The 21217-nt window shown below is 63.3% G+C and carries 20 protein-coding genes; 13 read left to right on the top strand and 7 right to left on the bottom strand.

What is annotated here, in order from left to right; all coding sequences use genetic code 11:
- Positions 1–109: 109 nt before the first annotated feature.
- The 4 genes from lepB (at position 110) to ACFOKF_RS08585 (ending at position 3438) form a co-directional block, all read left to right on the top strand.
- On the top strand, positions 110–967 hold the full coding sequence (lepB, locus tag ACFOKF_RS08600) for a signal peptidase I (RefSeq protein WP_380795024.1): 858 nt from the start codon (positions 110–112) through the stop codon (positions 965–967).
- Positions 964–1635: a ribonuclease III gene (rnc, locus tag ACFOKF_RS08595; protein WP_380795021.1), complete on the top strand. Its 672-nt coding sequence runs from the start codon at positions 964–966 to the stop codon at positions 1633–1635. Before lepB ends, rnc begins: the two co-directional genes overlap by 4 nt.
- Positions 1636–1750: 115 nt before the next feature.
- Positions 1751–2665 (top strand): GTPase Era, encoded by a 915-nt coding sequence (gene era / locus ACFOKF_RS08590; RefSeq protein WP_380795018.1) that lies wholly within the window; start codon positions 1751–1753, stop codon positions 2663–2665.
- A gap of 119 nt (positions 2666–2784) precedes the next feature.
- On the top strand, positions 2785–3438 hold the full coding sequence (locus ACFOKF_RS08585) for a GGDEF domain-containing protein (RefSeq protein WP_380795016.1): 654 nt from the start codon (positions 2785–2787) through the stop codon (positions 3436–3438).
- Between the two features lie 69 nt (positions 3439–3507).
- Here the strand turns inward: ACFOKF_RS08585 and ACFOKF_RS08580 are convergent, their stop codons facing one another.
- A complete protein-coding gene (locus tag ACFOKF_RS08580) occupies positions 3508–4029 on the bottom strand; it encodes a hypothetical protein (protein WP_380795014.1) in 522 nt (173 codons plus the stop codon).
- Positions 4030–4073: 44 nt separating this feature from the next.
- The gene (gene topA / locus ACFOKF_RS08575; protein WP_380795012.1) at positions 4074–6659 is read right to left on the bottom strand and encodes a type I DNA topoisomerase; all 2586 of its coding nucleotides are present in this window, start codon (positions 6657–6659) and stop codon (positions 4074–4076) included.
- A 266-nt stretch (positions 6660–6925) separates the two neighbouring features.
- On the opposite strand from topA, the gene ACFOKF_RS08570 reads away from it, so the two are divergent.
- Positions 6926–7516 carry a TIGR02594 family protein gene (locus tag ACFOKF_RS08570; RefSeq protein WP_380795009.1) on the top strand — a complete coding sequence of 197 codons (591 nt, stop codon included), beginning with the start codon at positions 6926–6928 and terminating at the stop codon, positions 7514–7516.
- Here ACFOKF_RS08570 and dprA read toward each other — a convergent pair.
- Positions 7503–8585 carry a DNA-processing protein DprA gene (gene dprA, locus ACFOKF_RS08565; protein WP_380795006.1) on the bottom strand — a complete coding sequence of 361 codons (1083 nt, stop codon included), beginning with the start codon at positions 8583–8585 and terminating at the stop codon, positions 7503–7505. The genes ACFOKF_RS08570 and dprA overlap by 14 nt on opposite strands.
- Positions 8582–9193, bottom strand: coding sequence for a glycerol-3-phosphate 1-O-acyltransferase PlsY (gene plsY, locus ACFOKF_RS08560; protein WP_380795004.1), 612 nt, complete (start codon positions 9191–9193; stop codon positions 8582–8584). The genes dprA and plsY overlap by 4 nt, the downstream gene beginning before the upstream one ends.
- Before the next feature lie 99 nt (positions 9194–9292).
- Between plsY and murI the strand changes: the two genes are divergently transcribed.
- Together murI and hemA are read left to right on the top strand one after the other, a co-directional pair.
- Positions 9293–10096, top strand: coding sequence for a glutamate racemase (gene murI / locus ACFOKF_RS08555; protein WP_380795001.1), 804 nt, complete (start codon positions 9293–9295; stop codon positions 10094–10096).
- 188 nt (positions 10097–10284) lie between these two features.
- On the top strand, positions 10285–11511 hold the full coding sequence (gene hemA, locus ACFOKF_RS08550) for a 5-aminolevulinate synthase (protein WP_380794998.1): 1227 nt from the start codon (positions 10285–10287) through the stop codon (positions 11509–11511).
- A 98-nt stretch (positions 11512–11609) separates the two neighbouring features.
- Here hemA and ACFOKF_RS08545 read toward each other — a convergent pair whose 3' ends face one another.
- The 3 genes from ACFOKF_RS08545 to ACFOKF_RS08535 form a co-directional block, all read right to left on the bottom strand.
- The gene (locus ACFOKF_RS08545; RefSeq protein ID WP_380794995.1) at positions 11610–11897 is read right to left on the bottom strand and encodes a GIY-YIG nuclease family protein; all 288 of its coding nucleotides are present in this window, start codon (positions 11895–11897) and stop codon (positions 11610–11612) included.
- 142 nt (positions 11898–12039) lie between these two features.
- Entirely contained in the window at positions 12040–12684 is a 645-nt protein-coding gene (locus ACFOKF_RS08540) for a class I SAM-dependent methyltransferase (RefSeq protein ID WP_380794992.1), read from the bottom strand.
- Positions 12681–13901, bottom strand: coding sequence for a DUF3419 family protein (locus ACFOKF_RS08535; protein WP_380794990.1), 1221 nt, complete (start codon positions 13899–13901; stop codon positions 12681–12683). The genes ACFOKF_RS08540 and ACFOKF_RS08535 overlap by 4 nt, the downstream gene beginning before the upstream one ends.
- 131 nt (positions 13902–14032) lie before the next feature.
- On the opposite strand from ACFOKF_RS08535, the gene ACFOKF_RS08530 reads away from it, so the two are divergent.
- The 6 genes from ACFOKF_RS08530 to ACFOKF_RS08505 all read left to right on the top strand — a co-directional run bounded on the left by ACFOKF_RS08530 (position 14033) and on the right by ACFOKF_RS08505 (position 21105).
- A complete protein-coding gene (locus ACFOKF_RS08530) occupies positions 14033–15025 on the top strand; it encodes a ligase-associated DNA damage response exonuclease (protein WP_380794987.1) in 993 nt (330 codons plus the stop codon).
- Between the two features lie 115 nt (positions 15026–15140).
- Positions 15141–16724, top strand: a complete 1584-nt coding sequence (locus ACFOKF_RS08525; protein WP_380794984.1) for a cisplatin damage response ATP-dependent DNA ligase — start codon at positions 15141–15143, stop codon at positions 16722–16724.
- 27 nt (positions 16725–16751) lie between these two features.
- A complete protein-coding gene (locus ACFOKF_RS08520; protein ID WP_380794982.1) occupies positions 16752–17099 on the top strand; it encodes a GFA family protein in 348 nt (115 codons plus the stop codon).
- Between the two features lie 82 nt (positions 17100–17181).
- Entirely contained in the window at positions 17182–18387 is a 1206-nt protein-coding gene (locus ACFOKF_RS08515) for a saccharopine dehydrogenase family protein (protein WP_380794980.1), read from the top strand.
- 97 nt (positions 18388–18484) lie between these two features.
- Positions 18485–19657, top strand: coding sequence for a carboxynorspermidine decarboxylase (locus ACFOKF_RS08510; RefSeq protein ID WP_380794977.1), 1173 nt, complete (start codon positions 18485–18487; stop codon positions 19655–19657).
- A 248-nt stretch (positions 19658–19905) separates the two neighbouring features.
- Positions 19906–21105 carry a type III PLP-dependent enzyme gene (locus ACFOKF_RS08505; RefSeq protein WP_298396685.1) on the top strand — a complete coding sequence of 400 codons (1200 nt, stop codon included), beginning with the start codon at positions 19906–19908 and terminating at the stop codon, positions 21103–21105.
- Positions 21106–21217: the final 112 nt, after the last annotated feature.

The raw sequence follows: 21217 nt of genomic DNA, 5'->3' as shown, positions 1-21217 counted from the left end.
GGTCTGGCGTGCAATGCACCATGTCGCGTGCTTGACGCGGCCTTTACGACGCCGCAAAAGCCGCGACGGCCCCATTTTACGGGCAGGATGAAGGACAAGACGCACACCCATGACAGCCAAATCCGAAACGCGGGACTTCCTCTGGTTTCTCGCCAAGCTCGCGGTGTTTGTCTTCATCCTGCGCAGCTTCATCATCTCGCCCTTCAACATCCCGTCGGAATCGATGCAGCCCCGCCTGCTGATCGGCGATTATCTGCTGGTCGCCAAATGGCCCTATGGCTATTCGCGCTATTCACTGCCTTTCTCGATCCCGCTGATCCCCGGCCGCATCCTCGCTTCCACGCCCCAGCGCGGCGACGTGGTCGTGTTCAAGGCGCCGCCAAACCAGAAGAATGACTATATCAAGCGCGTCATCGGCCTGCCCGGCGACATGATCGCGGTGCGCGGCGGCACGGTCTATCTGAACGGACAGGCCATCCCAAAGCAGAAGGTCGCCGACCTCGTCATCCCGGTGACGCCGAACATGGTCGACGCCGCCGCCAGGGAAGGCAGCGCCTCCCCCTGCTATCGCCCCGAATTTGAGCAGGCCGCGCCCGGTGGCGGCAAACAGTGCCGCTATCCGCAGTTCCGCGAGACGCTGCCCGAAGTGCGCGGCAAAGATAACAAGGTCGTCACCGAGGCGAAGAGCTATAATGTCCTCGACCTGGTGCCCGATGGCGCAGCGGATGACCGCGACACGGTGCTGGTGCCCGAAGGCCATTTGTTCATGATGGGCGACAATCGCGATCGCAGCGCCGACAGCCGCTTCCCGGCGGTCGATGGCGGCGGCATCGGTCTGGTCCCGGAAAAGAATCTGGTCGGCAAGGCGATGATTTCCGTCTTCTCGACCGACGGCAGCGCCAACTGGCTGCTGCCCTGGACCTGGTTCACCGCCGCGCGCTGGAGCCGGATCGGGGAAGGCTTTTGAGCAAGCCAGACACCGATAGCTGGTTGAAGGAGCTGATCGGCCGCGCGCCCAGAAACCGGGCCGCGTTCGAACAGGCGCTGACCCATGGCAGCGCCAAGGCGGTCAATTATGAGCGGCTGGAATTTCTGGGCGACCGCATCCTTGGCCTGCTGATCGGCGAATGGGTCTATGAACGCTTCACCGAAGAGCCGGAAGGCAAACTGTCGCGCCGATACAATGCGCTGGTGTCAGGCGAAACCTGCGCGGAGATTGCGCGCGGGGCCGGCGTGCCCAAGCATCTGATACTGGGCAAGCAGGCGCGCGACGATGGCGCGGCCGACAGCGACAATGTGCTGGGCGACGTGATGGAGGCGCTGATCGGCGCGCTCTATCTGGAGGCGGGACTGGAGGAAGCGCGCGCGCTCGTCCGCCGCCTATGGGCGGGCCGGGTCGACACCCAGACCAGCGCCCCGCGTCACCCCAAATCCTATCTTCAGGAATGGGCCGCCGCCAACAAGCGCAAGCCGCCCGAATATGTGATGACGGATCGGTCGGGGCCGCAGCATGCGCTGCGCTTCACCGTGACGGTGTCGATCAAGGGCGCGGGCGAGGCCAGCGCGACCGGCGGATCAAAGCAGGAAGCGGAAACCGCAGCGGCCAAAGCGCTGCTGGAGAAATTGGCGGGATAAGCGCAATTTGTGCTAAGCGAGTGCTCCTGCGAAAGCAGGAGCCCAGGGTCGTCGGACATGATCTGCATCCTGGGCTCCTGCTTTCGCAGGAGCACTGCCTATTTGAATGGATGGAATGAATTTGACGGTTGATATGGAAAACCAGCGCTGCGGCGTCGTTGCGATCGTGGGTGCGCCCAATGCGGGCAAGTCGACGCTGGTGAACGCGCTGGTAGGGCAGAAGGTGGCGATCACCAGCCCCAAGGCGCAGACCACGCGGACCCGCGTGATGGGCGTCGCGATTGAAGGCGACGCGCAGGTCGTGCTGGTCGACACACCCGGCATCTTCGCGCCCAAACGTCGGCTGGACCGCGCGATGGTGCAGGCGGCGTGGGGCGGCGCGCAGGGATCGGACCTCATCGCCCTGATCGTCGACGGCAAGGCGGGCCTTGGCCCCAAGATGGAGCCGATCATCGAGGCGCTGATCCATCGCCCCGAACGCAAATGGCTGATCCTCAACAAGGTCGACATCGCCATCAAGGAAAAGCTGCTGGTCCACACCCAGAGGCTCTATGAACGGGTCGGCTTTGAAGAAACCTTCTTCATTTCCGCGCAGACCGGCGATGGCCTTGCCGAACTGAAGACCGCTTTCGCCAATGCCATGCCGCAGGGGCCATGGCATTTCCCCGAAGATCAGGTGTCCGACGCCACCGACCGGATGCTGGCGGCGGAAATCACCCGCGAACAGCTGTATCATCAACTGCATGAAGAACTGCCCTACGCCACGGCCGTCGATACCGAGCAATATAAGGAGCGGGACGACGGGTCGGTCGAAATCCACCAGCAGATCCTGGTCGCCCGCCCGACCCAGCGCGCCATCGTGCTGGGCAAGGGCGGCCAGCGCCTGAAGGAAATCGGGTCGAAGGCGCGCGCCGAACTCGCCGCCCTGCTGGGGGTCAAGGTCCACCTCTACCTGCACGTCAAGGTGAAGGAAGACTGGGAGGATGACCGCTTCATCTATCGCGACATCGGCCTCGACTGGGTGGACTGAATTTCGCCCGGCCGGGTAAATTCATCTTTTACCTTATACCGTTACGGCCCCGTTCCATGGGGCCGAAACAGAAAATCGCCTGTGCCGTGGGCATATCCATATTCGGGACGGTGGTCATCATGACCATCGATTCGATGATACCGGGCATGTTCATCCCGCAGCGCTATTTCAGCGTCGGCATTTTCTGTTCGGGCAGCATTTCCACGCCCGTCTGCATCCTGCTCGTCCGCCAAAGCGAGGAGAACCGGCGATTGCGGCAGGAACTGGAATTGCGGGTCGCGGAACTGGCGCGGCTGGCCGATATGGACGGGCTGACCGGGCTGCTCAGCCGCAACGCCTTTTTCGATCGCGCGGAACAGGCCCATGCCCGGCCGGGCAACTGGTATCTGCTGATCGATGTCGATCATTTCAAACGCTTCAACGACGATCATGGGCATCAGACCGGCGACGCCGTGCTGCATGCCGTGGCCACCGCCATCGCACAGGCATTGCGCCCGACTGATCTGTGCGGCCGTCTGGGCGGGGAGGAATTCGTCGCCTGCCTGATCGATTGCGATGACGATCAGGCCGCACGCCGGGCTGAACATGTCCGCGCTTCCATTCAGGCCCTGCGCGTACGCGCGCCATCCGGCCGCATGGTGCGCGTCACCGCCAGCATCGGCCTGAGCGCCGGCGATCCGGCCCAGCCGATCGAGGCCAGCCTGCACCGCGCGGACCTGGCCATGTATGCCGCCAAGACCGGCGGCCGCAACCAGGTGCGGCGCGCCGCCTGACGGCCGGTTACTCGGCCGCTGCCGCCCTTGATCTAGACTAAGACAAATAGATAAAAATAAAATTATATTTTAGTAAAAACGAATTTCCCATACACCACTATCATTTGAAGGACGAATATTGAGCAATTGAGATATTCTCTGCTGAATATCCGGATTACCCTCTACCGAACTCAGCCAAGATTCAACCGATTCACAAACCTCTTGAGCAAAAATCAAAGGGTCTAATTGAAGGGTGTCGGGAATTTTCCTGCCGTCAATATAGTTTCCCACAATCAAATTTACATGCGGCCCGTCAGAAAAAACTATTTCCTCAACCGTTACTTTTTTCTTGCTTGGAATATTCGCTGTACCTTCGTGCAACATAGCACAACGAAACTGGTATATATCTGATTCTTCAAGAAAAATTGTGCCGTTAATAACATACTTAGGCGCAAGCCACTTTTGCGTCCAATCTTTGTATCGAACTCCGTTTGCTCGCCCTGGAATGTCAAGGTTGCCGCAAACATCTGGCAATGTTAGCGCCATAGCAAGTGCACCATATCGATTTTTGTGAGCTATCGCATCCCGCACAGCCTGCAAAAATTGTTGCATTTCCTTCTACCGCCTCTTGATGTTCGACCACACTTACAACAGTCCTACTCGGCAGATGTCACCTTCTTCGCCGGCGCTTTTTTCGCGGCGGGCTTCTTGGCTGCGCCATCCGCCTTTGCCGCAGGCTTTTTCGCCGCCGTCTTCTTGGCCGGGGCCTTCTTGCCCTTCTTCGCCGGAGCGGCCGCCGCGCGCGCGTCAATCAGTTGCGCAGCCTCCTCCAGCGTCAGCTGATCCTTGTCGACCGTCTTGGGCAGCGTCGCATTGGTCGTGCCGTCGGTGACATAAGCGCCATAACGGCCCTCCATCAGCTTGATCTCAGCCTCGGTGCGCGGATGCGCGCCCAGCACCTTGAGCGGCTCGCGACCGCCGCTCGACCGGCCGCCGCGGTTCGCCGCTTCCGCCAGCTTCACCACGGCGCTGTTCATGCCGACCTCGAAAATCTCCGACGTCGATGACAGGCGGCCATATTTGCCGTCATGCAGCAGATAGGGGCCGAACCGGCCGATATTGGCCACGATCGGCTTGCCGGTTTCCGGGTGCAGGCCCACCTCGCGCGGGAGGCTGAGCAGCTTCACCGCCCAGTCCAGCGTCATTTCGCCATCGGGCAGATCCTTGGGAATGGAGCCGCGCTTGGCCTCCTTGCCCTCGCCCATTTCGATATAGGGACCAAAACGGCCCGACTTGCGGACAATATCCTGCCCGGTTTCGGGATGCTGGCCCAGTATTTCCGGCCCGGTGTCCGCGCCCTCCCCGCTGCTGCCGGGCTGGCCGAACTTGCGGGTATATTTGCACTCGGGATAGTTGGAGCAGGCGATGAACGCCCCGAACCGCCCGCCACGCAGCGCCAGTTGCCCGTCGCCGCACATCGGGCAGGCGCGCGGATTGCTGCCGTCCGCCTTGGGCGGGAACAGCATCGGCTCCAGAAACTTGTCCAGTTCCGCCGTGATGTCGGACGGCTTCTGCTCCATCACCTCGGCCGTCTTGGGCTTGAAGTCGCGCCAGAAGGCCTCCAGCACCGCCTGCCACTGGGCGCGGCCGCCGCTAATATCGTCCAGCTCGTCTTCCAGACCCGCCGTGAAGTCATAGGAGACATAGCGCTCGAAGAAACGCTCCAGGAAGGCCGTCACCAGCCGCCCGCTCTCCTCGGCAAAGAAGCGGTTCTTCTCCACGCGCACATAATCGCGGTCCTTCAGCACCTGCAGCGTCGAGGCGTAGGTGGACGGACGCCCGATCCCCAGTTCCTCCAGACGCTTGACCAGCGACGCTTCCGAATAGCGCGGCGGCGGCTGAGTGAAATGCTGCTCGGCGCTCACCTTCTTCTTGGCCGGCGCGTCGCCCTCGCTCATGCGCGGCAGGATCTTGCTGTCATCGTCGTCGCTGTCGTCGCGACCTTCTTCATACAGCGCGAGGAAGCCGGGGAAGATCACGACCTGCCCGGTGGCGCGCAGCGTATGGCTGCCGCTGCCGTCGACCAGATCGATCGTCGTGCGCTCCAGCCGCGCCGACGCCATCTGGCTCGCCAGCGCGCGCTTGAAGATCAGGTCATAGAGGCGCGCATGATCGCCGCTGCCCACCTTATCGCGGGTAAATTCGGTCGGACGAATGGCTTCGTGCGCTTCCTGCGCATTTTTCGCCTTGGTCTGATATTGGCGTGGCTTTTCGGGCAGGTAGCCGCCGTCATAGCGCTCCGCGATCGCCTTGCGCGCGGCGGAAATGGCGCTGCCGTCCATCTGCACGCCGTCGGTACGCATATAGGTGATCGCGCCGTCTTCATACAGCTGCTGCGCGATGCGCATCGTGTGGCTGGCCGAAAAGCCCAGCTTGCGCGCGGCTTCCTGTTGCAGCGTGGACGTGGTGAAGGGCGCGGGAGGATTGCGGCTGACCGGCTTCGTCTCGACCTTGTCGACGGTGAAGCGCCCGGCCTCCACATCGGCCTTGGCCGCCATGGCGTCGCCTTCCTTACCGATGGTCAGGCGGTCGATCTTCTCACCCTTCCAGCGGACGAGGCGCGCGGTAAAGCCCTGCCCGCCCTGCTCCATCTCGGCCGCGACGGACCAATATTCCTGCGGCACGAAGCTCTCAATCTCGCGCTCGCGCTCCACCACCAGCCGCAGCGCGACCGATTGCACGCGGCCGGCCGACTTGGCGCCGGGCAACTTGCGCCAGAGCACCGGCGACAGGGTGAAGCCCACTAGATAATCGAGCGCCCGGCGCGCGCGATAGGCGTCGATCAGATCCTCGTCCAGCGCGCGGGGCTTGGCCATCGCGTCCAGCACCGCCGCCTTGGTGATCGCGTTGAACGTCACCCGGTCCACCGTCTGCGGCAGCGCCTTCTTGGCGCGCAGCACTTCCTGCACATGCCAGCTGATTGCTTCCCCTTCGCGATCAGGGTCAGTCGCCAGGATCAGTCGGCTGGCCTTCTTCGCCTCATCGGCAATGGCTTTCAGCTGCTTGCCCTTGTCGCCATAATTTTCCCACTGCATGGCAAAGCCGTCGTCGGGATCGACCGACCCGTCCTTGGCCGGCAGGTCGCGAATATGGCCATAGCTGGCGAGAACATGAAAATCGCCGCCCAGATATTTCTCGATGGTCTTCGCCTTGGCCGGCGATTCGACAATGACAAGCTGCATTTATGCCCCGAATTTGGATGGCCTCACGTACACGCGCGAGTCTGTAGGGGGGTGGAGCCGGGCGTCAAGCCATAGGCTGGGCAAGAGGATCGGAAGGAATCGCCTTTGTTCCCGCCGCCGGGTGACAATCTTCGTCATCCGGGATGACAATGTCCGTCATCGCGCCGCCGCCGCTTTGCCTGCGCCTGATTCGGAGTCACATTCATCCTCATTGCTGCCGTCAGGATCATTGACTGGCGCAGGCAGCTTTGGGGGAGATTTTAGTCATGCCCACCATACCTCAAAAATATGCGTTCCTGCGGCAGGATCCCATGCCGCCCCTGATGATGCGTGTCGCGATGGAGATGCTGGGCACGGTCGAAAAGGCCGGCAGCGGCAACAATCCCGTTATATTGGGATGGGCCGATGAAGTCGCGCGCACCTGTGGACGGCCCTATGACAAATGGGCCGCGGATTTTTTCAACGCGGATTCCATTCCATGGTGCGGCCTGTTCATGGCCGTTGTCGCGGCGCGCACCTGTCAGGGCCGCCCCGAACGCATGCCTCCGAAAAACTACCTGGCCGCGCTGGCATGGTCCAGTTGGGGCGAAGTCGTGGAGAGCAAGGATATTCAGGTCGGCGATGTCATCATCCTGGTGCGCAATGGCGGCGGCCATGTCTTCCTCGCCGCAGGCGTCAGCGCCGATGGAAAGCGGATCATGGGCATTGGCGGCAACCAGTCGGATCGCGTCTGTTTCGCGGATTTTGACGCCGCACGCCTCTATGCAGTGCGGCGTCCTCCCTATCGCGAAAAGCCCGCTGGCGCGCGGCGTGTCGTGCTGAATGCGGACGGGCCGGTTTCCGTCAACGAAGGCTGACCCGGCCGCCGGCCTGTCGTTCCAGTCCGCCCGCCAGCTCCAGTTCCAGGAGCACCGTCTGGACGACGGCGGGCGACAGGCCGGACAGGCGGATGACTTCATCCACCGCGACCGCCGCTGGCCCCAGCAGCGCGATCACTGCCGTCCGCTCCCTTTCCGCCACGTCGCTCGACACCGGTTCGCCGATGAAGTCGAAGCTGCCCTGACGGACCATGCGCGGATCGAAGCCGCCGATCGCCTCCATGATGTCCGCGCCATTCTGGATCAGGATCGCACCTTCGCGGATCAGCGAATTGCAGCCCTGCGCCCGCGGATCGAGCGGCGATCCCGGCACGGCCATCACTTCGCGCCCCGCCTCTCCCGCCAGCCGCGCGGTGATGAGCGATCCGGATTTTGGCGCTGCCTCCACCACCACCGTGCCGAGCGCCAGCCCGGCGATGATCCGGTTGCGCGCGGGGAAATGGCGGGCGAGCGGCTGGACACCGGGCGGATGTTCGGTGACGAGCAGACCTTGGTTTCCCACCTGCGCCTGCAAATCGCGGTTCTCGGGTGGGAAGACGATGTCGATGCCGCTGGCGATCACGCCGATCGTGCCGCTGTCGATCGATCCGCGATGCGCCTCCGTATCGATGCCGCGCGCAAGGCCGGACACAACCACCGCGCCGCGCTGCCCCAGATCCTGCGCCAGACTGCGCGCAAAGCGGCATGCCGCCGCAGACGCATTGCGCGCGCCGACCATCGCGATGCAGGCTTTTGCGGCCAGCCCCACATCGCCCCGGACGATCAGCGCGGGCGGCGCGCCCTCCATCTGGTCAAGCAGCACCGGATAATCCACATCACCCATCAACAGGTAGCGCGCGCCCAGCGCCCGCGTGGCGGCGATTTCCCGCTCTACTGCGCCCGCGTCGGCGACGCTGGCCTTGCCCCCGCCCCGCGCGGCGAGATCGGGAATGGCGCGCAGCGCTTCGCCCGCGGAGCCGAAGCGCGCGAGCAATTGCCGATAGCTGACCGGACCGATCCGGGGGGAGCGGATAAGCCGCAGCCTCTCGAACCGGTCCCGCTCGCTCATTGCGGAGATGCGTCCTTGGACTTGCCGATCTTCGGCTCCTGCCCCTTCGTCAGCCGGGCGATATTGGCGCGATGCCGCCATAGCAGGATCAGCGCCATGGCGAGCGACACCGGCACCAGATCGAGGCGCCCGAACGCCCACATGGCGACCGGCGCGCTGATCGCCGCCGACATGCCGCCGACCGACGACCATTTCGTCCCGAACAACATGCCCAGCCACACGACCGCAAAGACGATCCCGGCCGGCCACCAGAGCGCCGTCACCACGCCCATCATGGTCGCCACGCCCTTACCCCCGGCAAAGCGCAGCCAGACGGGATAGCAATGGCCGATGAACGCCATCGCGCCGGCCATCGGCCCACCGCCATCCAGCAGCCATGCGCCGATCAGCACCGCCGCCACGCCCTTCAGCAGATCCAGCAGCAATGTCGCCGCCGCCAGTCCCTTGCGCCCGGTGCGCAGCACATTGGTCGCGCCGATATTGCCGGAGCCGATCTGCCGCAGGTCGCCCGCTCCGGTAAAGCGTGTCAGGATCAGGCCAAAGGGGATGGAGCCGAGCAGATAGCCAAGCGCCAGAACGAAAGCGGGAAGAAGCCAGGGAGGGGTCATGAAAATCGCCAGTAGAAGTTGTGCGCGACCATAGAGTGACGGGCGCAGGAGGCAATGCGTATGTTGACACTCCCGTCACTTGGGACGACACCCCGGCGCATGACGGTCGCACCAGACGCTCCCATCCTTTTCTTCGATTCCGGCGTGGGAGGCCTCTCCATCCTCGCCCCGGCGCGGGCCGCGCTGCCCACCGCCCCCATCGTCTACGCCGCCGACAGCGCCGGCTTCCCCTATGGCACGAAGAGCGAGGCGGAAATCGCGGCCCGCGTGCCCGCCCTGCTGGGCCGGTTGGTGGAGCGCTATCGCCCGCGCCTGGCCGTCATCGCCTGCAACACGGCGTCGACCATCGCGCTTCAGCATGTGCGCGCCGCGCTCGACATTCCCGTCGTTGGCACCGTGCCCGCGATCAAGCCCGCCGCGCTGCTGTCCAAAAGCCGCGTCTTCGGCGTGCTGGGCACCGACGCCACCGTGCGCCAGCCCTATGTTGATCGCCTCGCCGCCGAACATGGCGCAGACTGCACGGTGCTGCGGCACGGCTCCGCCGCGCTGGTGCAACTGGCCGAGGCGAAGCTGCGCGGCGAAACGCTCGACCCGGCCGTCGCCCGCGATGCGCTGGCCGGACTGATCGACCAGCCGGGCGGCGAGCGGATGGACATGGTCGTCCTTGCCTGCACCCATTTTCCGCTTGTGGAGCAGGAGCTTGCCGCCGCCGCGCCGCATCCCATGGGCTTTGTCCATGGCGGCGAAGGCATTGCCCGGCGCATCCTTTTTCTGACGCAGGGACAGGTCTGGCCGGATGCGCCATCCCCCGGCACGGCCGTCTTCACCCGCATTGACGAGAAGGTCGAAGCGCTTCGTCCCGCGCTGGCCGCCTATGGCCTCGATCGCATCGACGCGCTTTGAACGGCGTCGCCCCATGGCATGGGCCATTTGTCCAATGGCCAATCCTTTCTATCAGTCTGATAGGTATTTCTCCCTAAAGTTGCGAGCGGTTAGCGCTGGTAATGAGGGTGCCGCGACGGTAAATGCAGCATCGGCAGAGGATAGCGCAGAAACAAAAACAGCGCGCGAACAACGGGAAGACAGGCGTAGTGAATTACAAGCACATCTTTTCGCAGGCGATCGACCGGCTTCATAGCGAAGGCCGTTATCGCGTGTTCATCGACATCCTGCGCAACAAGGGCGCCTTCCCCAACGCGCGTTGCTTCCACGGCCATAATGGTCCCAAGCCGATCACCGTGTGGTGCTCCAACGACTATCTCGCCATGGGCCAGCATCCCAAGGTGGTCGCCGCCATGGAGGAAGCACTCCATGATGTCGGCGCCGGCTCCGGCGGCACCCGCAATATCGGCGGCAACACCCATTATCATGTCGATCTGGAAAGCGAACTGGCCGACCTGCACGGCAAGGAAGGCGCCCTGCTCTTCACCTCGGGCTATGTCTCGAACGAAGCGACGCTCTCCACCCTCGCCAAGCTGCTGCCGGGCTGCATCATCTTCTCGGACGAACTGAACCATGCATCGATGATTGCGGGCATCCGCAATTCGGGCTGCGAAAAGCGCGTCTTCCGCCATAATGACGTCGATCATCTGCGCGAACTGCTGGCCGCCGAAGATCCCGACGCGCCCAAGCTGATCGCGTTCGAAAGCGTCTATTCGATGGATGGCGACATCGCCCCGATCGCGGCCATCTGCGATCTGGCCGACGAATTTAACGCCCTTACCTATCTGGACGAAGTCCATGCCGTGGGCATGTATGGCGCGCGCGGCGGCGGCATTTCCGAACGCGACGATGTGGCCGGCCGCCTGACCATCATCGAAGGCACGCTGGGCAAGGCGTTCGGCGTCATGGGCGGCTATATCGCGGCCGACCAGATGATCATCGACGTGATCCGCAGCTATGCGCCCGGCTTCATCTTCACCACCTCGCTCTCGCCCGTGCTGGTCGCCGGCGTTCTGGCGAGCGTGCGCCACCTCAAAGGCTCCAGCGCGGAGCGGGAAGGCCAGCAGGCGTCCGCCGCCTTGCTCAAGCGCCTGATGGCGGAATCCGGCCTGCCGGTCATGCCGTCGGTCACGCATATCGTGCCGCTGATGGTGGGCGATCCGGTCAAGGCCAAGCGGATCAGCGACATATTGCTGGCCGAATATGGCGCCTATGTGCAGCCGATCAACTATCCCACCGTTCCGCGCGGCACGGAGCGCCTGCGCTTCACCCCCGGCCCGGCGCATACAGAAGAGATGATGCGCGATTTGGTGTCGGCGCTGGTGGAAATCTGGGGCCGGCTGGAGCTGGAAAAGACGGAACGGCAGGCGGCGTAAAGCAGCGGGGAGAGAAAAGAACGGCCTCTCTCTCGCGCACGCTTTTCCCCTACCTCCGTTCGTCCTGAGCCTGTCGAAGGACGCGCGCTAATCCGCCCTCATTGATCCTGCCGATTGCGCGCCAGTAGTTTCAGCCTCTCCCAATCGCCATCGATCAGGGCCCGCTTCTTGGCGCGGCTCCATCCCTTGATCTGCCGTTCAACAGTGAGCCCCTCATCCCGTGTGCCAAAGCTTTCTGTCCAAACGAGGATCACAGGACGGCGGAAGGTCGTATATCCGCCGATCAATCCTTGCTGATGCTGGGCGATACGGCTTTCCAAATCCTCTGCATGCCCCGCGTAATAGGACCCATCGCTACACCGGAGAAGATAAGCATGGAAGGCCATGCCATATCTTATGGCGTGTGCGCGTCCTTCGACAAGCTCAGGACGAACGGATGTGGGTTTCTGGCGGAATTATATGGCTGGGGCATCAACCGGCTGCTGTCAGAGGCGGACGCATTTCCGCCTCTCTCTTCCGGCCAAACCTTCAAACCCGGATCAATCCACCCCGCACCGCATAGCCGCGATAGAGCGTGCGGCTATGCGCGAAGCCGCCCATATCCTGCGCCAATTGCTCGATCGCCGTCGCAAGATCACGCCGGGGCGACACATGGAACTGGCCCAGCCAGCCGAACAGCGCCCGCTTCCAGACCTTTGGCAGAGCCTCCTGCTGACCGAAGTCGACAATCTCCAGCCGGCCGCCCGGCGCCACGCAGCGAGCGGCCTGCGCCAGCGCCATTTCCCATTCCGGGATCATCGACAGCGCATAGCTGATGAACACCCGCTCGAACTTTTCCCGGCCGAACAGCGTCACTGCGTCAAAACCGCAGGCGTCGCCCTGCGCGAGCCTCACACGGTCGCCCATGCCTGCCTTCGCCACCGAAACATGCGCCGTCTCCAGCATCGCCTCGCTGATGTCGACGCCATAGAGGCGCGCGCGCGGCCAGGCCTTGCCCACCGCGATCAGGTTGCGCCCGGTGCCGCACCCGATTTCCAGCACCGCGCCCCCGCTGGGCGGATCGAGATCGGCGATCAGCCCGTCGCGCCCCAACAGATAATATTTGCGGGTCAGGTCATAGATATGGCGCTGATAGCGATAGACGCCATCCATCAATTGCCCGTGGCGGCTCATTGGGCGGGCTTCAGTACATAGAGATGGACGCCGCCATAAATGGCTGAGCGATCGCGCGCAGTGTAATCCAGCGACGCCTCCGCCTGATAATCCCAACGGTTCAGCACGTTATCCGCGACCCGGCCCGGCAGGATGCTCGGTTCCCCGGCGGTGCGGAACAGCACCCGCGCGCCGGGCTTCGCCGTCCGCGTGATCTGCGCCCAGAGCGCGTTCAACTGTTCATCGTCCATCCAGTCCTGCGCATCGAGCAGGATATAGCGGTCGCACGACGCCATCTTCTGACTGGCGAGGAAATCGGTGAAATTGATGTGCCGCACATCGACCCGCTCGGCCCGCGCGCGCACGGCGTCATGGTTCGCCGCTTGGAGATAGGGCGGCAGCGGCCCCTCGCCACCAGCGTAACCGCGCCCGAACGCCTGCACCGCGAAATAATTGTCCTTCAGGTCAAAGTCGCAGGCCAGTTTCTCCAGCCGCGCCTTCAGCACATTGTCCATGCGGTCGTCCCCCGCCAGCGCCTCGAACTGGGCAGGCGGGATGCCCAGGCCAAAGAGCGAGGCCGGCTGGCTGGTCAGCCAGCGCACGAAACCCTTGTCGAAGATCGGCGCCAGTTCCCGCTCGAAAATCTCGCGCTGCTCCGCGCGGCTCCGCGCATCCAGCATCCGCTTGGGGTTGATGCCATGCAGCCGCGCCAGCAGATGCGCCGCGCCGATGAAGCGACCCAGCAGGCCATGTTTATAGATGCCCCGCGCAAACCCGCCAATGCGACGGCGACCGATCATGTCGCGCCCCTCCCAGTAGCGCCGCGTCGCCTCGTCCAGATGCGGGGCGACATGGCTGCGATAGGCGGCGATGTTCGCCTTGTCATCGGCGTGGGCGAAGAAGCGGTGGAAAGCCGCATGGTCGGGCAAAGTCTGCGCCGCCGTCCGCTTCAGCTTGTTGAGCGCGATATGGGCGGTGTTAAGGTCAACCGCGGTGATCTTCGCCGGATCGGCGGTCAGATAGGACAGGACATTGCAGCCACCCGACGCGATCGTCACCACATGGCAGTCGGGCGTGATCGCCAGCGCCTCCATATCCACGGCCGGATCTTCCCATATCTGGGCATAGACCAGCCCCCGGAACGCGAAAGTAAAGGCGCGCTCCAGCAGGCCCTGTTTCGACAGATGGCGATGACGATGCACCGCATTGGTGATTTTCGTGTGGGCTGCTGCGGTCATGGGCGCACTCCTCGCTGCCGGGTCGTTGGCGCGCCGATAGGGCAATGGCGTGTCGCCTGCATGACCGGGCGATGACGGGGCGATGACTCCCCTTGCGGAACCATGACGCCCTCTCCCATCTTCTGCATGCAATGGCCCATTGGATCGAACCGCACCCCACCGGCATCTATGTCCGCCCCGCCGATGCGTGGATCGACCCGTCGCTGCCGCAGGAGCGCGCGCTGGTGACGCATGGCCATGCCGATCATGCACGCGGCGGCCATGGCCATGTCTGGGCGACGCGGGAGACGCTGGCGATCATGGGGCTGCGCTATGGCACGGCCAGCGGCACGGCGGTCGGCTTTGGCGAGGAGATCAGGCGGAGCGGGGTGACGATCCGCTATGTCCCCGCCGGCCATGTGCTGGGATCGGCGCAGATCGTGCTGGAGCATGCCGGGGAACGCGTCGTCGTGACCGGCGATTACAAGCGCCGGCCCGATCCGACCTGCGAGCCGTTTCAGCCAGTCCCCTGCGACATTTTCGTGACGGAGGCGACGTTCGGGCTTCCGGTGTTCCGCCACCCCGACACCGGCAGTGAAATGGACCGGCTGCTGACCGCGCTGCACGCCAATCCCGATCGCTGCATCCTGGTGGGTGCCTATGCGCTGGGCAAGGCGCAGCGGGTGATTTGCGAACTGCGCGCGCGGGGGCATCAGGCGCCGATCTATATTCATGGCGCGCTGGAGCGCATGTGTGCGCTCTATCAGGATTTCGGCGTCGACATGGGCGAATTGCGCCCGGCGACCGGGGTCGCGGCAAAGGAGATGCGGGGCCACATCGTCGTCTCGCCGCCCTCCGCCCTCAATGATCGCTGGAGCCGCCGGCTGCCCGATCCGATCACCGCCATGGCGTCCGGCTGGATGCGGGTGCGGCAGCGCGCGCGGCAAAAGAATGTCGAACTGCCGCTGGTCATTTCCGACCATGCCGACTGGGACGAACTGACCGACACCATCCGGGAAGTTGCGCCCACCGAAACATGGATCACCCATGGGCGCGAAGAGGCGCTGCTCCACTGGTGCATGACCCATCAAATCCGCGCCCGCGCGCTGGCGCTGGTCGGTCGCGAAGAGGAGGATGAGGGGTGACGCACCTTATCGCTCACCCACGCCGTGCTCCTGCGAAGGCAGGAGCCCTGGGTTCTGGACGCAGCGCTTGCCGCCCTGGGCTCCTGCCTTCGCAGGAGCACGGTGGGGGCGGATCATGAGGCAATTCTCCCAACTGCTCGACAGCCTAGTCTACACCCGATCGCGCAACGGCAAGCTGGCGCTGATCGCCGCCTATATGCGCGATGCGCCCGATCCCGACCGGGGCTGGGCGCTCGCCGCGCTCACCGGCAATCTGGACCTCAAGGCCGTGAAAGCCTCCGCCATCGGCGAGATGATCCGCGCCCGGATCGATCCCGTCCTCTATGAAATGAGCCGCGATTATGTCGGCGATCTGGCCGAAACCGTCGCCCTGCTCTGGCCAAAACGCGAAGAGCAGCCCGCCGAACTGGACGATGGTTCGCTCAGCCTCTCTGCCGTCATCGACCGGCTTCACACTGTCAGCCGCGCCGCCGCACCCGATGCGCTGGCACGGATGATGGATCATCTCGACGCATCGGGCCGCTTCGCCCTGCTGAAGCTCGCCACCGGCGGCCTGCGCGTCGGCATCTCCGCCCGCCTCGCCAAGACCGGCTTCGCGCAGGCCTTCGGCCTCGACGTCGATGATGTAGAACAAGTCTGGCACGCGCTCGCCCCGCCTTATGCCGCCCTGTTCGACTGGGCCGAAGGCCGCAGCGCCCGCCCCGACCCGGAAGGCACGCCCTATTTCCGCCCCTTCATGCTCGCCCATCCACTGGAGGCGGATAGCGTCGACCTCACCGATTATGCCGCCGAATGGAAATGGGACGGCATCCGTATCCAGATCGTCGGCACAGGCAAGGAAACCCGCCTCTACAGCCGCGCGGGCGATGACATCAGCGGCAGCTTCCCCGAAATCGCGCAGGCCTTCACCGGCCATGCCGTGCTGGACGGCGAATTGCTGGTGAGGGGCGATGCGCAAGGGGGAGAGGCAGCCAGCTTCAACGCCCTGCAACAACGGCTCGGCCGCAAGGCCGTCAGCGCGAAGATGATGGCCGATTATCCCGCCTTCGTCCGCCTCTACGACCTGCTGATCGAGGGGGAGGATGACCTGCGTGCCCTCCCCTGGGAACAGCGCCGCGCCCGGCTCGAAGCCTATATGCCGCATCTATCCTCCGACCGTTTCGACCTGTCGGCGCTGATAGACGCGCCCGATTTCGAGGCGCTCGCCGACATCCGAGCCGGCGCCCGCGACGCCGCGATCGAGGGGGTGATGCTCAAGCGCCGCGACAGCCCCTATGTCGCCGGGCGCAAGGCGGCGCTCTGGTATAAATGGAGACGCGATCCACTGACCGCCGACTGCGTGATGATGTATGCCCAGCGCGGTCATGGCAAACGCTCCTCCTTCTATTCGGATTATACGTTCGGCTGCTGGACCGAAGACGGCGAATTGCTGCCCGTGGGGAAGGCCTATAGCGGCTTCACCGACGAGGAACTGAAATGGCTCGACCGCTTCGTCCGCCAGAATACGGTCGCCCGCTTCGGCCCGGTGCGGGAGGTCGAAAAGACGCTGGTGCTGGAGGTCGCGTTCGATAGCATCCACGACAGCAAGCGCCACAAGTCCGGCCTCGCCATGCGCTTCCCCCGCATCGCCCGCCTCCGCAAGGACAAGCCAGCGGCAGAGGCCGATACGGTCGAGGGATTGAAGCGGCTGGTGAGTTGACCCATAAGGATCAAAAGGAGAACGAACATGGCCTATGAAGGAAGCTGCCACTGCGGCGCGGTGACATTCAGCGTCGCCGCCGACGCGCCGAGCGAAGGCATGACCTGCAACTGCTCCCATTGCAGCCGCAAGGGCTTCGTCCTGACCTTCGTCCCCGTCGACCAGTTCACGCTGGAAAGCGGCGCCGCTCACCTCACCGACTATCTCTTCTACAAGCACAATATCACGCATCAATTCTGCAAGAGCTGCGGCACGGAGCCTTTCGCACTCGGCAAATCGCCGCAGGGCGAGATGCGCGCGATCAACCTGCGCTGCGTGCCCTCGATCGATATCGATGCGCTAACCATCCAGAAGGTGGATGGGGCGAGCTTCTAACTCTGACTTTGCGCTGTCACGAGACGTCCCTATATGGGCGCTTTCGCGCGTCTGGCGCGACCATAGATATGGAGCAGTTGAATTGAGCAAGGTTCTGGTCATCGGCGCAGGCGGCGTCGGTTCCGTCGCGGTCCACAAGATGGCGATGAATCCCGATATTTTCAGCCATATCACGCTGGCCAGCCGTCGGATCGTGAGCTGTGAAAAGGTCGCCGAATCGGTGAAGGCGCTGACCGGCGTGACCATCGACGTAGCCCAGGTCGACGCCGACAATGTCGAGGAAACCGTCGCCCTCATCCAGAAGGTGCAGCCCAAGCTGGTCGTGAACCTGGCGCTTCCCTATCAGGATCTGGCGATCATGGACGCGTGCCTGGCGACCAAGACCGACTATCTCGACACCGCCAATTACGAACCGCGCGACACCGCGAAGTTCGAATATAGCTGGCAGTGGGCCTATCAGGAACGCTTCAAGGAAGCTGGCATCATGGCGCTGCTGGGCTCCGGCTTCGACCCCGGCGTGACCAGCGTTTTCGCCTCCTACATCAAGAAGCATCTGCTCGACACCATCGACACGCTCGACATCCTCGATTGCAATGGCGGCGACCATGGCCAGCATTTCGCCACCAACTTCAACCCGGAAATCAACATCCGCGAAGTGACCGCCCCGTCGCGTCACTGGGCCGATGGCGAATGGGTCGAAGGCCCGGCATTGAGCCATAAGCAGAGCTTCGACTTCGATCAGGTCGGTCCCAAGAATATGTACCTCATGTATCATGAGGAACTGGAATCGCTCGCGAAATTCTATCCCGAAATCAAGCGCATCCGCTTCTGGATGACCTTCGGCGACGCTTACCTCAAGCATCTTGAAGTGCTCCAGAATGTCGGCATGACCCGGATTGATCCGGTCATCTACAATGGCCAGGAAATCATCCCGCTCCAGTTCCTCAAGGCCGTTCTGCCCGAACCGTCGAGCCTGGGTTCCACCACCAAGGGCAAGACCAATATCGGCGACATCGCCACCGGCCAGAAGGATGGTCAGGAAAAGACCGTCTATGTCTATCAGGTCTGCGACCATGAAGAAGCCTATGCCGAAACCGGTAATCAGGCGGTCAGCTACACCACCGGCGTCCCGGCGATGATCGGCGCTGCGATGATGCTGACCGGCGCGTGGAAGGGTGAAGGCGTGTTCAACATCGAACAGTTCGATCCCGATCCCTTCATGGACATGCTCAACAAGCACGGCCTGCCCTGGCAGGTGAAGGAACTGGACGCACCGCTGGCGTTCTAAAATCAAGGTGCTCCTGCGAAAGCAGGAGCCCAGGGTTCCGGGCGCCGTATTTGGCGCCCTAGGCTCCTGCTTTCGCAGGAGCACGGAGTATATTGTTATGGAAACCCGCGCCGGCGATCCCGCCGCTTTCGCTCATTTCGATCTGTACCGCGTCCCCTCGCCCGCCTTCGTGGTGGATGAGGCCGCGGTGCGGCGGAACCTTGCTGTCCTGCGCGACATTGGCGATCGCGCCGGCATCAAGGTGCTGGGCGCGCTCAAGGCCTTCTCCATGTGGTCGCTCGGCCCCGTGCTGGGCGAATATCTGGACGGCGTCTGCGCTTCGGGCATTTATGAGGCGCGCCTTGGCCGCGAGGAATATCAGGGCGAGGTCGCGACCTATTGCGCCGCCTACAAGCCTGCCGATCTGGCCGAAATCCTCAAGATTTCCGATCATGTGATCTTCAACAGTCCCGGCCAGATCGCCCGGATGAAGCCGGTGATCGACGCCGCCCGTGCAGAAGGCCGCGTGTTCGACATCGGCCTGCGCCTCAATCCCCTCCACCCGGAGGGCGAGGTGCCCAAATATGATCCGTCACAGCCGCACAGCCGCCTCGGCTTCCCGGTGAACCAGCTTCGCCCCGAACATCTGGAAGGCGTCGACGGCCTGCACGTCCATAACCTCTGCGAACAGGATCTTCCGCCGCTCGAACGCACCTGGGCGGCGATCGAACCCTTCGTCATGCCCCATGTCGCGGGCCTCAAATGGCTGAATTTCGGCGGCGGCCACCATGTCACCCGCGCCGATTACCAGATTGACGACCTCGTCGCCTTCCTCCAGCGGATCAAGGCGCAGACCGGCCTGGAACTCTATATCGAGCCGGGCGAGGCGATGGCGCTCGACGCCGGCATCCTGATCGGCGAAATTCTCGACGTCATCGACAATGGCATGCCCGTCGCCATCACCGACATCAGCGCCACCTGCCACATGCCCGATGTGATCGAAGCCCCCTATCGCCCGGCCATGCTGCATGAGCCGGAGGGCGGCCCGGTCACGCGCCTAGGCGGCCCCTCCTGCCTCGCGGGCGACATTATCGGCGACTATCGCATCCCCGGTGGGGCTGAACCGGGCGCGCGTATCGCCTTCCTCGATCAGGCCCATTATTCGATGGTGAAGACCAACACATTCAACGGCGTGCCCCTGCCCGCCATCTGGCTGTGGGATTCGCGATCCGATAAACTCATGGAAATCCGATCCTTTTCCTATGACGATTTCAAGACTCGCCTGTCCTGACTCTGGTCGCCTGACCGCCTGACAAGGCGCATTAACAGGGCGGAAAGCATCTTCCGTCCGGCTGAAATATCGTTTCTTTTCAACACCCCATCCAACCTCCCGCACGGTTCATGGCAGGGTGCGCAACAAATTTGCGATGCGCGCTTTACAGGGGGGACCCCTCCGCATATATCGACCGTCCGCTGCCCCATGGGACTTCCACCGCAAGGCAGCTTTTTCGCCCTGAACTACACTGGAGGTCCCTTGAGTTGCACAAGCATCATAGCGCGCTGGGGGTAGCGACCGCCCTCACACCGGCAGCACCGGTAACGCTGATTCGTCCCGAAGCCGCCGCTCGGGCCGCCCGCTTCTTTACGGAGAAGTTTCCGGGCCGCTCGCTCTATGCGGTAAAGGCAAATCCGTCTCCTGATCTGATCCGCACGCTGTACGCATCGGGCATCACGCATTTCGACGTGGCCTCGATCGCGGAAGTGCGTCTGGTCGCTGAAACGCTCGCTGGTGAAGATCAGGTCAAGCTCTGCTTCATGCACCCGGTTAAGGCCGAGGAAGCGATCGCGCTGGCTTATCATGACTATGGCGTGCGCACCTTCTCGCTCGACACGATCGAGGAACTGGAAAAGATCATGCGCGCCACCGGCAATGCGACCGATCTGGAGCTGTGCGTGCGCCTGCGCGTTTCGTCCGAACATTCGGAACTCAGCCTCGCGTCGAAATTCGGCGCGGAACTGGGCGAAACCCGCGAATTGCTGATGGCCACCCGTCAGGCCGCCGATGCGCTGGGCATCTGCTTCCATGTCGGCAGCCAGGCGATGAGCCCCCAGGCCTATAGCGATGCGATCGAGCGCGTGCGCGCCGCGATCGTAGACGCGGCCGTCACGGTCGACATCATCGATGTCGGCGGCGGCTTCCCGTCCATCTATCCGGGCATGGAGCCGGTCGCGCTCGAAAATTATTTCGAAGCGATCCATCGCGGCTTTGAAAGCCTGCCGGTCAGCTATTCGTCGGAACTCTGGTGCGAACCGGGCCGTGCGCTGTCGGCGGAATATAGCTCGATCATCGTGCGCGTCGAACGTCGCCGCGGGACCGAACTCTATATCAACGACGGGGCCTATGGCGCGCTGTTCGACGCCGCGCATATCGGCTGGCGCTTCCCCGTGGCCCTGCTGCGTGAGGAAGAGAGCGAGGAGGAGATGACTGCCTTCTCCTTCTACGGCCCGACCTGCGACGATATGGACCATATGGTTGGCCCCTTCATGCTCCCTGATGACGTGAAGGTCGGCGACTATATCGAAATCGGCATGCTCGGCGCCTATGGCGCGGCGATGCGCACCGGCTTCAACGGCTTCACGTCGGAATCGACGATCGAGGTGTCGGACGAGCCGATGGCCAGCCTTTATGGCGAAATCGTCCAGCCGCGTCGTCGCGCAACTGTCATCAAGCTGGGCTAATCGCCCCGCAGGAGAGAATGCTATCCCTCGCCGCTCCCCCTTGGCGGCGAGGGATTTTATTTTGGCACAATCTCTATTCCGTTCGGGCTGAGCCTGTCGAAGCCCCGTACTT

It is taken from the genome of Sphingobium rhizovicinum (genome assembly GCF_042647625.1).
GTDB classification, from domain to species: domain Bacteria; phylum Pseudomonadota; class Alphaproteobacteria; order Sphingomonadales; family Sphingomonadaceae; genus Sphingobium; species Sphingobium rhizovicinum.
This window is presented reverse-complemented; position numbering and strand designations above follow the sequence as displayed.